The sequence below is a fragment of the Kitasatospora sp. NPDC059722 genome, assembly GCF_042733235.1.
Classification (GTDB): Bacteria; Actinomycetota; Actinomycetes; order Streptomycetales; family Streptomycetaceae; genus Kitasatospora.
In genome coordinates this window covers 1-13300 of the sequence record NZ_JBHWGD010000010.1, presented here as the reverse complement: position 1 = coordinate 13300, position 13300 = coordinate 1, and the positions used below count along the sequence as shown (strand labels likewise).

The 13300-nt window shown below is 73.1% G+C and carries 11 protein-coding genes; 2 read left to right on the top strand and 9 right to left on the bottom strand.

All coding sequences use genetic code 11. The features are described from left to right. Nucleotides 1-19: 19 nt before the first annotated feature. From ACFV4F_RS08545 to ACFV4F_RS08525, 5 genes are read right to left on the bottom strand one after another with little or no spacing between them, the layout of a single operon-like run. Nucleotides 20-754 (bottom strand): hypothetical protein, encoded by a 735-nt coding sequence (locus ACFV4F_RS08545; protein ID WP_380501052.1) that lies wholly within the window; start codon nt 752-754, stop codon nt 20-22. Beyond that, a complete protein-coding gene (locus ACFV4F_RS08540; protein ID WP_380501050.1) occupies nt 747-1154 on the bottom strand; it encodes a DUF3052 domain-containing protein in 408 nt (135 codons plus the stop codon). Before ACFV4F_RS08540 ends, ACFV4F_RS08545 begins: the two co-directional genes overlap by 8 nt. Continuing rightward, complete coding sequence (locus tag ACFV4F_RS08535; RefSeq protein ID WP_380501048.1) at nt 1142-1768, bottom strand: dienelactone hydrolase family protein; 627 nt, start codon at nt 1766-1768, stop codon at nt 1142-1144. Before ACFV4F_RS08535 ends, ACFV4F_RS08540 begins: the two co-directional genes overlap by 13 nt. A 33-nt stretch (nt 1769-1801) precedes the next feature. Beyond that, complete coding sequence (locus tag ACFV4F_RS08530; RefSeq protein WP_380501046.1) at nt 1802-2659, bottom strand: ABC transporter permease; 858 nt, start codon at nt 2657-2659, stop codon at nt 1802-1804. Next, nucleotides 2656-5433 carry an alpha/beta fold hydrolase gene (locus ACFV4F_RS08525; RefSeq protein WP_380501044.1) on the bottom strand — a complete coding sequence of 926 codons (2778 nt, stop codon included), beginning with the start codon at nt 5431-5433 and terminating at the stop codon, nt 2656-2658. Before ACFV4F_RS08525 ends, ACFV4F_RS08530 begins: the two co-directional genes overlap by 4 nt. Nucleotides 5434-5567: 134 nt before the next feature. Between ACFV4F_RS08525 and ACFV4F_RS08520 the strand changes: the two genes are divergently transcribed. After that, nucleotides 5568-6590, top strand: a complete 1023-nt coding sequence (locus ACFV4F_RS08520) for a mechanosensitive ion channel family protein (protein WP_380501042.1) — start codon at nt 5568-5570, stop codon at nt 6588-6590. Nucleotides 6591-6639: 49 nt separating this feature from the next. Here ACFV4F_RS08520 and ACFV4F_RS08515 read toward each other — a convergent pair whose 3' ends face one another. The 4 genes from ACFV4F_RS08515 to ACFV4F_RS08500 all read right to left on the bottom strand — a co-directional run bounded on the left by ACFV4F_RS08515 (nt 6640) and on the right by ACFV4F_RS08500 (nt 9407). Further along, entirely contained in the window at nt 6640-7107 is a 468-nt protein-coding gene (locus ACFV4F_RS08515; protein WP_380501040.1) for a GNAT family N-acetyltransferase, read from the bottom strand. Nucleotide 7108: 1 nt separating this feature from the next. Beyond that, on the bottom strand, nt 7109-8047 hold the full coding sequence (locus ACFV4F_RS08510; RefSeq protein WP_380440594.1) for an RluA family pseudouridine synthase: 939 nt from the start codon (nt 8045-8047) through the stop codon (nt 7109-7111). A gap of 68 nt (nt 8048-8115) precedes the next feature. Next, the gene (gene lspA / locus ACFV4F_RS08505; RefSeq protein ID WP_380501212.1) at nt 8116-8772 is read right to left on the bottom strand and encodes a signal peptidase II; all 657 of its coding nucleotides are present in this window, start codon (nt 8770-8772) and stop codon (nt 8116-8118) included. Nucleotides 8773-8939: 167 nt separating this feature from the next. Beyond that, nucleotides 8940-9407 (bottom strand): TraR/DksA family transcriptional regulator, encoded by a 468-nt coding sequence (locus ACFV4F_RS08500; protein ID WP_380440596.1) that lies wholly within the window; start codon nt 9405-9407, stop codon nt 8940-8942. Between the two features lie 650 nt (nt 9408-10057). On the opposite strand from ACFV4F_RS08500, the gene ileS reads away from it, so the two are divergent. Beyond that, entirely contained in the window at nt 10058-13186 is a 3129-nt protein-coding gene (ileS, locus tag ACFV4F_RS08495) for an isoleucine--tRNA ligase (RefSeq protein WP_380501038.1), read from the top strand. Nucleotides 13187-13300 lie beyond the last annotated feature (114 nt).

Genomic DNA, 13300 nt, shown 5'->3' with positions numbered 1-13300 from the left:
ACGCGTTCACGCGTCTACTCTAGCCCGCCCCGCCCCCGCCGAGCCGCACCGCGGCGGCGTCCCGCACGGCCGTCTCCTCCAGCGGATCGTCGCGCAGAGCGACCAGGCGCTCCCCCACCTCGGGCCGTTCCGGAGCGTGTCGGACCCCCAACAGCCTGGCACCGGATTCACAGTCCCAGAGGCTCTCCACGTACGCCTCGTCGAGCCCCGCAGGCGCCACCGCGGCGAGCGCCTCCAGGTACGCCGGCCGCTCGGAGGAGTGCGGCGTCCACAGCCAGAACCGCCGCAGCAACGACGCCGCCCCGCCCGCCTCCGGCCCGAACCGCGCCAGCCCCCGCGCGAGCGCGGCCGGCCCGCACCAGGTCCGCTCCACCCAGCACCGCTCCAGCTCCTCCAGCAGCACCGGCAGCGGACGGGAATCCTCGTCCCGCCCGTGATCACCGTGCCCGTCCCGCCGGACGGGCCCGCGCGCCGGCAGCTCCAGCACCTCGTCCGCCCGCACGCGGGCGTTCCCCGCCGGCAGCTCGGCCACCGGCCCGAGCGGCAGCGCCAAGTCCCGTACCAGCCGCGCCAGGTAGAGCGCCCGCTCGTCGACCTGCCGGTCCCAGCGCCACTCCCACCGGAGGCACCCGTACACCAGCCCGGCGGCGGCCGCCGGGTCCTCCGCCGCCATCAGCGCACCCAGCCCGCGCCCCCGCTGCAGGAGCCCCGGCAGCGTCCCCGCCGGCGCGTACTCGTATCTCCGCTCAGTCACGCCCCCTCAGCTCCCGCCGGATCACCAGCCGCAGCCCGGACCACACCTCGTCGATCGCGCACACCTTGTTGTCCACCAGCCCGGTCGGCAGCGCGACCTCCCGCACCCCGTTCTCGTCCAGATCGCTCACCACCCCCGAGGACTTCTTCGGCCACGCCACCCACAGCCCCGCCGCCGGCCGCATCAGCGCCCGCAGGCCGGGCAGCCCGGTCTCGTAGGCGGCGCGCCCGGCCGGGAACCACACGCAGACGTCGAACGATCCGGCGGCTGCCGTGACGCCCTCCGGCAGGTCCGGCACCGCGAAACCCGCCGGCGCGTCCACCAGGAGCAGCTCGTCCCCCGTCCGGATGCCGAGCTTGCGCGCCAGCGGCGTCCGCGAGTACCCGCTCAGTGGTCGCACTCCGCGAGGAAGTCCAGCGCGACGGCCCACGCGCGCTCGGCCGCCTCGGCGTCGTAGTCCGCCAGTTCCGCGTCGGTGAACAGGTGCCCGGCGCCGCGGTAGCGGTGCACCTCGACGTCCGCCCCGGCCTTGCGCATCTGCAGGTACCAGGCGTTCAGCCAGTCCTCGGTCTCGAACGGGTCCGGCTCGGCGACGTGCAGCTGCACCGGGATGTCGGTGGCCGCGTCCTCCCGCAGGTCCGACGTGCCGTGCAGGAGCAGCAGGCCGCGCGCCTTCTCGTCGGCCAGCGCCAGGTTCTGCGCGAGCGAGCCGCCGAGCGAGAACCCGGCGTAGACCAGCCCGCCGTCCGCGAGCGGGGCGACCGCGGTCACCGCCCGCCGCAGCAGCTCGTCGCTCCCGCCGAGCTCCTCCTGGTACGCCAGCCCGGCCTCGATGTCGTCGAAGGTCCGCCCGTCGAACAGGTCCGGCGTGTGGACGGTGTGCCCGGCGCCGCGCAGCCGCTCGGCGGCGGCGTGGACGGCGGGGCGCAGCCCGTAGGCGGAGTGGAAGAGGACGATCTGGGCCACGGCGGGGGTCCTTCGGGAGAGGTCGGCTACCCACCCATGATCCCTCATCGCCCCGGACGGACCCGCCCCGCTACGAGACCGCTACGAGACCACGTCCTTCCGGGCGAACCCGCGGAACGCGAGCGCGAGCAGCACCGCCGCGTACGACAGCGACAGCGACACGCCCTGCACCATGCCGCCCCACTCCAGCTGCGGCTGCAGCGCGTCCGCCCACGCGTACTGCCAGTGCGCCGGCAGCCACTCCCGCAGGCTCCCGAGCGCCGTGACGGCGTCCAGCACCCCGGTGATGATCGAGGCGAACACCGCGCCGCCGACCGCGCCGAGCGGCGCGTCGGTGGCCGTCGAGAGCCAGAAGGCCAGCGCCCCGATCACGAGCTCGCTCAAAAAAACAAACGCGACAGCAACGGCCAGCCGAGGCAGCGCGTCGGCGGCCGGCAGACTGGCGCCGGCCGGGAGCTTCAGGTCCCCCCACCCGTACGCGGCCGTCCCCACGACCAGCCCGATCGCCGGCAGCATGACCACCGCGACCGCCGAGAACAGCATCCCCACCACGAACTTGCGCGCCAGCAGCCGCGCCCGCGGCACCGGCGCGGCCAGCAGGTAGCGCAGCGAGGACCAGCTGGCCTCCGAGGCGACGGTGTCCCCGCAGAACAACGCGACCGGGATCACGAGCATGAACCCGGTGCCCATGAACAGCATCGTGGTCGCGAAGTTGGCCCCGGACGCGGTGGCCAGCTCGATGAACGTGGTCCGGTCCTGGCGCCCGGGGGTCCCGCCGACCTGGAAGGCCGCCAGGACGATGAACGGCAGCGCCGCCAGCACCCCGCCGATCACCAGCGTCCGCCGCCTCCGCAGCTGCCGGACGATCTCGACCCGCAGCGGCAGCGTCCGCCCGGCCCGGTACCCCTCGGCGTGGTCCGCCGAAACGACGCCGTTCACGCCGCACCTCCGATCAACGACAGGAACGCGTCCTCCAGCCGCCGCTGCGGCCCGGCGCTCTCCACCGGCACGCCGAGGCGCACCAGCTCGGCGACCAGCTCGCTCGCCGCCATCCCGTCCAGCCGCACCAGCAGTCCGCCCTCCACGGCCTCGGCCGAGCCGACCCCGGCCAGCTCGCCCACCTTCTCGACGACCGTCTCCGGCGCGAACGACGGCGCCACCCCGATCATCAGCAGTTCCCCGGCCCCGACGATGTCGCCGACGGCGCCGGCCGTCACGAGCCGCCCGCGGTCCATGACCACGAGGTCCGTGCAGCTCTGCTCGACCTCGGAGAGCAGGTGGCTGGAGACGATGACGGTCCGCCCGCCGGCCGCGTACCGGATCATGACCTCGCGCATCTCGCGGATCTGCGGCGGGTCGAGCCCGTTGGTCGGCTCGTCGAGGATCAGCAGGTCCGGCATCCCGAGCATGGCCTGGGCGATCGCGAGCCGCTGCCGCATGCCCTGCGAGTACGTGCGCACCGCGCGGTCGAGTGCCTCGCCGAGCCCGGCGATCTCCAGCGCCTCGGCGAGGTGCGCGTCCTCCTCCGGACGCCCGGTGGCCTGCCAGTACAGCCGCAGGTTGGCCCGCCCGGTGAGGTGCGGCAGGAAGCCCGCGCCCTCGACGAACGCGCCGACCCGCGAGAGCACCGGCGCGCCGGGCCGCACGAGGTGGCCGAAGACGCGGATCTCGCCCGCGTCCGGCCGGATCAGGCCCATCAGCATCCGCAGCGTCGTGGTCTTGCCCGCGCCGTTCGGCCCGAGCAGCCCGAGCACCTGCCCCTGCTCGACCCGGAAGCCCAGGTCCCGTACGGCGTACCGGTCCGCCGAGCCCTTGTAGCGCTTGCCGAGCCCGGTGATCTGCAGCGGCACCCCGCCGAGCGCCGGGTCGTACGCGGGCCCGCCGGCCCCCCGCGCGCGCCGCCGCAGCCGGGGCGCCAGCACCAGCCCGAGGGCCACCACGACGGCGGCCACCGGGAGCATCCAGGTCCGCGCGGGCAGCGGCGTCGACTCGGTGACGAGCTGCCCGACGGTCGGCACGGCCAGCGCCCCCGCGACCGCCACCCGGTAGGTGGCCGGTTCGGCGGGCGAGGCGTACGCGAGGTCGGTGCTCGCCAGCACGAGCCGCAGCCGGTGCCCCGCCGGGAACGTGTGGTCGACGGCGGGCAGCGCCACCGTGACGGTCCGCCCGGCGTCCGCGCCGGTGACCCGCAGCGGCGCGGCGAGCTGCTGCGGCAGCTGGGCCTTGCCGTCCGGCCCGACGTCGTACAGCTTCGCGAACAGCACCGCGTCCGGCCGGTCCGCCTGCACCCGGACGGGCACGGTCGGCTGTCCGGTCAGGTGCAGCGGCCCGTCCAGCGGCGCCGACTCGAAGGCCGCGTTCTGCCCGGGGAAGTCCAGCGCCAGCCCGGCCCCCAGCGAGGCCGCCTGGCTGAGCGCCCCGATCCCCGGCAGCGTCGAGATCCCCGGCGGAGCGCCGCCCGGCGGGTTGGCGAGCGTCTTCTCCCCGCCGGTCAGGTCCACCGACCGCGAGCCGGTACCGCCGAGCCCGGGGTACGCGTCCGCCGTGGCGCCGCGCAGCACGGCCTGGAACCCGGTCGAGTCGACCCCGCCGGTCCGGGTCACCCGGAACGCCGGGCCCGTGTCGTTCCCCCGCCCCCGCAGGTAGTGGTCGAACCAGGCCGTCACCCGGTCGTCCACCCGGGCGCTCGTGTCGGTGCCCCCGTCGTGCCCGCCGGCGAACCAGTCCACCGAGACGGGCGCGCCGTTGGCCGCCACCGCCTGCGCGATCCGGTCCCCCTGGTCCAGCGGGAACAGCGAGTCCTGCTGCCCCTGCACGACCAGCGTCGGCACCTTGAGCTGCCCGGCCACCGAGGACGGGCTCGACTTGTCCAGCAGCGCGACGGCGTCCGCGTCCGCGTGCCCGCTCGTGGCGACCCGGTCGTACATCTGGCAGAGCGACTCCAGGAAGCGCCCGCACCCGACCGGCCCGCCGTCGCCGCCCGCCGGCCGGCCGCCCTCGCGCGGCGAGCCCCCGGACGGCCCGAGGTCGCCCGCGGCGCCGGTCGTGAAGAAGATCCCGGCCCACAGCTTCTTGAACACCCCGTCCGCCGCGCCCGACCCCTGCACGCCCTGCGGGAACAGCGCGTCGGCCAGGTTCCACCACGTGATCTGGGTGGCCACGGCGTCGATCCGGTGGTCGTACGCGGACGCCAGCAGCGAGACGGCGCCGCCGTAGGAGGCGCCGGTGATGCCCACCCGCGGGTCGCCGGGCCCGTCCAGCTGCACCTCGGGCCGCTGGGCCAGCCAGTCCACCAGGTGCTTGACGTCCTCGACCTCGCGGTCGGGCGCGTTGAGCCCGATCTTCCCGCCCGAGTGCCCGAAGCCGCGCGCCGACCAGGTCAGCACCGCGTACCCCTGCCGGGCCAGCTGCTCGGCCCGGTCGTGCTCGCCCTCCTTGGAGCCGCCGAAGCCGTGGGCGAGCAGGACCGCCGGGCGCGGGGTGGAGCCCGTCGTGAAGAACGAGGTGTCCAGCTGCACCTGCTGGGCGCTGCCGGGCGTCTCCGGCATGCTGAGAAAACGATCCTCCTGGTGGACCGGCTGCTCCCCGCCGGACGCCACCGCCGCCGTGCCGATCCCCGCGACGGCCACCAGGGCCACCGCACCGGCCAGCAGTCTCCGCCGCGTCACCGCACCGCGGCCGCGCCACCGACGCCACGCGCCACCGAACTCCATGGCCGTTGATCGTAACGGCCGCACGAGTAGGCGTCCGATAAAGCCACCGCCCCGGCCCCCGCCCGTTTCACCCGCTTCCAGTCCGCTATGCCCGGGTATCGTACGGCTCACCCGACCCCAGTCCCCTCGGCGAGGTGCCCGTGTTCCGGCCGCTGATCACCCTGCTCGCCACCATCGTCGCCACCCTGGCGACCGGCTGGACCGTCGACCAGGCCCTCCAGCGCATCGCCGCCCGCAACCCCGGGGCCCCGGTCTGGCCACTGCTCCGCAGGTGCCGGATCCCCCTCCAACTCAGCGTCATCACGGCCCTGTTGCTCGCCGCGAGCCCGCTCAAGCGGATCTTCCACCTGAAGAACGACGAGGGCGCGCACCACCTGCTCCTGCTCTTCCTCCTCGCCTCCCTCGGCTGGCTGACGGTCCGCGTCGTGGCGGCGCTCCTGGAGGCGCTGCTCGGCCGGTACGAGACCGTCACCGAGGACCCCGCCCGCAGGCAGCGCGTGCACACCCAGATCAGCATGCTGCGCCGCGCGGTGAGCGCCGGCATCGTCATCGTGACGGTCGCCGTGATGCTGCTGACGTTCTCCGCGATGCGCACAATCGGCGCCAGCCTGCTCGCCTCCGCCGGCATCATCGGCATCGTCGCGGGCATCGCCGCCCAGAGCGCCCTGGGCAACTTCTTCGCCGGCCTGCAGATCGCCTTCGGCGACACGGTCCGGATCGGCGACACCGTGGTGGTGGACGGCCAGCAGGGCACGGTCGAGGAGATCACGCTCTCCTACCTGGTGGTGCGGCTCTGGGACCACCGGCGCCTGATCGTGCCGGTCTCCTACTTCGTCAACAAGCCGTTCGAGAACTGGACCCGCCGCGACCCCGGCCTGCTCGCCGCGGTCCTGCTCCACCTCGACCACACCACCCCGGTCGACGCCCTGCGCGGGGCCCTGCACACCCGCCTGGAGACCCACCCCCTCTGGGACGGCACCGAGTGGGCCCTCAACGTCACCGACGCCACCCCCAGCACCATCGTCGTCCGCGCCACGATGACCGCCCGCACCCCCGACGACGCCGCCCAACTCCGCTTCGACATCCGCGAACACCTCATCGCGTACCTACGCGACGAACACCCCGAAGCCCTCCCGCGCCTCCGCACGACCCCCTGAACGACGAATCCCCCCGCACCCCTTCCGGGGCGCGGGGGGATCGCGGGGCCTACAGCACTCGCGTCATCGTCCGGTGCGGGATCCCGGCGTCGTCGTACACCGGCCCCTCCGCCGCGTACCCCAGCCGCTCGTAGAACCCGAGCGCCTGCACCTGCGCGTGCAGCTCCAGCTCCACGGCCCCACGGGCGATCCCCGCGGCCTCGATCGCCCGCACCAGCGAGGCCCCGAGCCCGGTCCCCCGGGCGGCCTGCACCACCGCGAGCCGCCCCAGCAGCACCCGCCCGGCGCGCCCACCGGTGAGCTCCAGCGCGGCGTCCCCGTGGATCAGCCGACCGGTGCCGAGCGCGGTGCCGTCCCCCGCGACCGCGAGCACGTGCACCGAGGTGGCGTCGTACTCGTCGTACTCCAGCTCCTCCGGCACGTTCTGCTCGACGACGAACACCTCGCGCCGGACCGCCCGCACGAGCTCCAGGTCCGCGTCGCCCTCCGCGACGCGGATCCCCGCGGCCGCCGTCATCTCAGCTCTCCGACGCGATGATGTCGAGCGCCTTGCGCAGGTCCGCCGGGTACTCGCTGGAGAACTCGACCCACTGCCCGTCCGCCGGGTGCTCGAACCCGAGCGAGACGGCGTGCAGCCACTGCCGGGTCAGCCCGAGCCGCTTGGCGAGCGTCGGGTCGGCGCCGTAGGTGAGGTCGCCGACGCACGGGTGGCGCAGCGCGGACATGTGCACGCGGATCTGGTGGGTGCGGCCGGTCTCCAGCTTGATGTCGAGCAGCGACGCGGCCCGGTACGCCTCGATGAGGTCGTAGTGCGTGACGGACGGCTTGCCCTCGCGCGTCACCGCCCACTTCCAGTCCGAGCTGGGGTGGCGCCCGATCGGCGCGTCGACCGTGCCGCTCATCGGGTCCGGGTGGCCCTGGACGAGCGTGTGGTAGCGCTTCTCGGTGATGCGGTCGTGGAACTGGCGCTTGAGGTCGGTGTACGCGCGCTCCGACTTCGCCACGACCATCAGGCCCGAGGTGCCGACGTCGAGCCGGTGGACGATGCCCTGGCGCTCGGCCGCGCCGGAGGTGGAGATCCGGAAGCCGGCCGCGGCGAGGCCGCCGATGACGGTGGTGCCGGTCCAGCCGGGGCTGGGGTGGGCGGCGACGCCGACGGGCTTGTCGACGAGCACGATGTCGTCGTCCTCGTGGACGATCCGCATGCCGTCGACCGGCTCGGCGACGACCTGCACCGGGGCGGCGGGGGCGGGGATCTCGACCTCCAGCCAGGAGCCGGCGGTCACCCGGTCCGACTTGCCGGCCTGGGCGCCGTCGAGCGTCACCTTGCCGTCGGCGGCCAACTCGGCGGCCTTGGTCCGGGAGAAGCCGAACATCCGGGCGAGGGCGGCGTCGAGTCGCTCGCCCTCCAGGCCGTCGGGTACGGGGAGGCTGCGGATCTGCGCTGCGGTACTCACCCGTACGAGTATGCCGGAAAGGCGGCCGCCACCTTCCGCCCGTCCCTCCCGGCCGCCTGGTTGCGCCGCTACTTCGCCGGCTTCTCCGCCTGCTGGTGCACGGTCCCGTCCGGGTTGCTCCCGCGGAACGACAGCAGGACGACCAGGATCCCGCCGCACACGATCGCCGAGTCCGCGAGGTTGAAGACCGCGAAGTGCTGCACGGAGATGAAGTCCACGACGTGCCCGCGGAAGACGCCGGGCGCGCGGAACAGCCGGTCGGTGAGGTTGCCGAGGGCCCCGCCCAGCAGCAGCCCGAGCGCGATCGCCCACGGCAGGCTGTACAGCCGCCGGGCGATGCGCCAGATCACGACGATGACGGCCGAGGCGATCATGGTGAAGACGACGGTGAGTGCCTGGCCCATGCCGAACGCGGCCCCGGAGTTGCGGATCACCTGGAAGGTCACGACGTCGCCGACGACCTTGATCGCCGCGTGGTTCTCCAGCCGGGCGACGACCAGCAGCTTGCTGCCGAGGTCGACGAGGAACGCGAGCACGGCGACGACCAGCAGGACGCCGATCCGCCGCGGCCCCTTGCCCTTCTCCACCGCCGTGGCGCCGTCCGTGGCCGCCGGTTCGGCGGACTCCGCGGGCTCTGCAGGCTCGGCCACGGCCACCTCCACGGCTTCGGCGGGGGCAGGGACGGCGTCGTCCCGGGTCTGGGGAGAACCTTGCGTACTGATGATCCGCTCCGCTGCCGATGGAGCTCCCCCGGCCGGAGGTGGGGGAGGGTGGTGGGCCGGTGACGACACCGGTCGCTCCCCGTCACGGGGGCGTCGGGCGACGTTCAGGCGACGTTACGGGGTCGAGCGTACGGCAAGCCCGACCCCCCGCGCCGCGCCGGTCGGGCGGTTCAGCGGCGTTCCTGCTTGGCCTTGCACTGCACGCAGAGCGTGGCCCGCGGGAAGGCCTGCATCCGGGCCTTGCCGATGGCCTGCCCGCAGGACTCGCAGACGCCGAAGCCGACGCCCTCCAGCCGCTCCAGGGCGCGCTCGATCTGGGCGAGGCTGTCCCTGGCGTTGTTGGCGAGGGCGAGCTCGCTCTCCCGCGAGATGTTCTTGGTGCCGGCGTCCACCTGGTCGTCGCCGGCTCCGTCGTTGGAGTCGCGCATCAGGCCGGAGATGGCGGCCTCGGCGGCGCCGATCTCGTTCTGCAGCCGCTCCAGCTCGCTGATCAGTTCGTTGTGCAGCTCGTGGACCTCCTCCGAGGTCCACGGCTCCTCGCCCGGACGGACCGGCAGCGTGGCCGGGTCCACGGATTCTGCGCCGCGCAGCACGGTGACGGTGTCGGTGCTGGTGTTCTGCCGTGCGGTAGTGGTCACGGTCCCCTCCCCTGGATCGGCCGCCACGGCCTTGCGTGCCCGCTTGGTGGCGGTACCCGCGCCGGTTGCCTTCTCAGCCATGGCTTCGACCCCATCTACGAACGAATCGAGCCGCCGGTTCCCGGCGGCTTCCAGTGCCGGAACGATAATCCCGATCAAAACCGGTCACAACATGACATACCGACGCCTCACCATGATCCCACCCAGGCAGCCGCCCCAACCGCCACGCCCCTCGCGCTGACCAGACTTGTGCCCAGAACACCCCCTCCTAACCACCCCGCGGCGCACCCCCGGGAGCACCCGCGAGCAGCCGTTCGGCGCGTCCCGCGCACCCCGCGCCGGACGAAACCGACTTGCGGCAGCCGATACACTGGGCCTGCAAGGCGCAGATGGGACGAGTACCGACGTACGCAGCCACCAGCGACCCGGGGACGGTGCGAGCCCGGGGGTGTGCGCGGCGGGAAGATCACCCCGGAGCCGCCGGAAGAACGGCCACCACCACGGCGGCCCACTAGACCCGGCAGCAACCCCAAACAAGAGGGCCGCACCGCACCACCGCGGCCAAGGAGGGTGGTACCGCGGGTCGGCGAAGGCCGTCTCGTCCCTCCGGAGGATTCAGTCCCAGCATCCGCCGGAGGTAGACACCCGCGATGAGCACCTACAACCCCGTCCCCGCACAGGTGGATCTCCCCGCCCTGGAACACCAGATCCTGTCCTTCTGGCAGGACAACAAGGTCTTCCAGCGCAGTCTGGAGCAGTCCGAGGGCCGTCCCGAGTGGGTGTTCTACGAGGGCCCGCCGACCGCCAACGGCATGCCCGGTGCGCACCACATCGAGGCCCGCGTCTTCAAGGACGTCTTCCCCCGGTACCGGACCATGAAGGGCTACCACGTCGCCCGCAAGGCCGGCTGGGACTGCCACGGCCTGCCGGTCGAGCTGGCCGTCGAGAAGGAGCTCGGCTTCTCCGGCAAGCAGGACATCGAGGCCTACGGCATCGCCGAGTTCAACGCCAAGTGCCGCGACTCGGTGACCCGCCACACCGACGCCTTCGCCGAGCTGACCACCCGCATGGGGTACTGGGTCGACCTCGACGAGGCCTACCGCACGATGGACCCGTCCTACGTCCAGTCCGTGTGGTGGTCGCTCCAGCAGATCTTCGACAAGGGCCTGCTGGTCCAGGACCACCGGGTCGCCCCCTGGTGCCCGCGCTGCGGCACCGGCCTGTCCGACCACGAGCTGGCCCAGGGCTACGAGACGGTCGTCGACCCCTCGGTCTACGTGAGGTTCCCGCTCACCAGCGGCCCGCTCGCCGGCCGCGCCGCGCTGCTCGCCTGGACCACCACCCCGTGGACCCTGGTCTCCAACACCGCCGTCGCCGTGCACCCGGACGTCACCTACGTGGTGGCCACCGACGGCACCGAGCAGGTCGTCGTCGCCGAGCCGCTGGTCGCCAAGGCGCTCGGCGAGGGCTGGGAGACCACCGGCGAGTCCTTCACCGGTGCCGAGATGGAGCGCTGGGGCTACCGGCGCCCGTTCGAGCTGGTCGACATCGAGGGCGCCCACTTCGTCCTCAACGCCGACTACGTCACCACCGAGGACGGCACCGGCATCGTCCACCAGGCCCCCGCCTTCGGTGCGGACGACCTCACGACCTGCCGCAAGTACGGCCTGCCGGTGGTCAACCCGGTGCTCGCCGACGGCACCTTCGCCCCCGAGGTCCCGCTGGTCGGCGGCCAGTTCTTCAAGAAGGCCGACGAGGCCCTGGTCGCGGACCTCAAGGAGCGCGGCCTGCTCTTCCGCCACGTCGCCTACGAGCACAGCTACCCGCACTGCTGGCGCTGCCACACCGCGCTGCTCTACTACGCGCAGCCGTCCTGGTACATCCGGACCACCGCCGTCAAGGACGCGCTGATCCGGGAGAACGAGGCCACCAACTGGTTCCCGGAGACGGTCAAGCACGGCCGTTTCGGCGACTGGCTGAACAACAACATCGACTGGGCGCTCAGCCGCAACCGGTACTGGGGCACCCCGCTGCCGATCTGGCGCTGCGAGGAGGGCCACCTCACCTGCGTCGGCTCGCTGGCCGAGCTGTCCGAGCTCACCGGCACCGACCAGAGCGGCCTCGACCCGCACCGCCCGTTCATCGACGAGGTGACCTTCGCCTGCCGCGACTGCGGCGGCACCGCCACCCGCGTGCCCGAGGTCATCGACGCCTGGTACGACTCGGGCTCGATGCCCTTCGCCCAGTACGGCTACCCGTACCAGAACAAGGAGCTGTTCGAGAAGCGCTACCCGGCGCAGTTCATCTCCGAGGCGATCGACCAGACCCGCGGCTGGTTCTACACGCTGATGGCCGTCGGCACCCTGGTGTTCGACAAGAACAGCTACGAGAACGTCGTCTGCCTGGGCCACATCCTGGCCGAGGACGGCCGCAAGATGTCCAAGCACCTGGGCAACATCCTGCAGCCGATCCCGCTGATGGACCAGCACGGCGCCGACGCGGTCCGCTGGTTCATGGCGGCCGGCGGCTCGCCCTGGTCGGCCCGCCGGGTCGGCCACGGCACGATCCAGGAGGTGGTCCGCAAGACCCTCCTCACCTACTGGAACACCGTCGCCTTCCAGGCCCTGTACGCCCGCACCGCCGACTGGGCCCCCTCCGCGGGCGACCCGGCCCCCGCCGACCGTCCGGTCCTGGACCGCTGGGTGCTCTCCGAGCTGAACACCCTGGTCCGCGAGGTCGACGCGGCGTTCGAGGCCTACGACACCCAGCGCGCCGGCAAGCTGCTGTCCGCGTTCGTCGACGACCTGTCCAACTGGTACGTCCGCCGCGGCCGCCGCCGCTTCTGGCAGGGCGACGCCGCCGCACTCGCCACCCTGCACGAGGCGCTGGAGACCGTCACCCGCCTGATGGCCCCGCTCACCCCGTTCATCACCGAGCGGGTCTGGCAGGACCTGGTGGTCCCGATCGACGAGACCGCCCCCGCCTCCGTCCACCTGGCCACCTGGCCCGAAGCGGACGAGACCCTGGTCGACCCGGCGCTCTCCCGCCACATGGCGCTGGTCCGCCGCCTGGTCGAACTCGGCCGCGCCACCCGCGCCGAGTCCGGTGTGAAGACCCGCCAGCCGCTGTCCCGCGCGCTGATCGCCGCCCAGGGCTGGGAGGAACTGCCCGCCGACCTGCGCGCGCAGATCGCCGAGGAGCTCAACGTCTCCACCCTGGAGTCCCTCGCCGAGGTCGGCGGCTCCCTCGTCGACACCACCGCCAAGGCCAACTTCCGCGCCCTGGGCAAGCGCTTCGGCAAGGGCGTCCAGGACGTCGCCAAGGCCGTCGCCGCCGCCGACGCCGCCCACCTCGCCACCGAACTGCGCGCCACCGGCCAGACCAGCGTCCAGCACGACGGCGAGACGATCACCCTCTCCCCCGACGAGGTGATCATCACCGAGACCCCGCGCGAGGGCTGGGCCGTCGCCAACGAGTCCGGTGCCACCGTCGCCCTCGACCTGGCCATCACCCCGGAGCTCAAGCGGCTCGGCATCGCCCGCGACGCCATCCGCCAGATCCAGGAGGCCCGGAAGAACTCCGGCCTGGACGTCGCCGACCGCATCGTCCTCCGCTGGCGCGCCACCTCCGAGGAGACCGCCGAGGCCATCGCCGAACACGGCCCCCTCGTCGCCGACGAGGTCCTCGCGACCGACTTCGCCGCCGGCGCCGCCGACTGGACCTCCGACACCTTCACCGACGAGTCCCTCGGCCTGGCCTTCCAACTCCGCAAGGCCTGACCCGAACAAGAACCGCCGCCCGGCTCAGCAGAGCCGGGCGGCGGTTGCACACCCAAAACCAACCCCAGTCTGATATAAACAAAAAAACAAGCCGACCAAAAAACAAAGCAACAG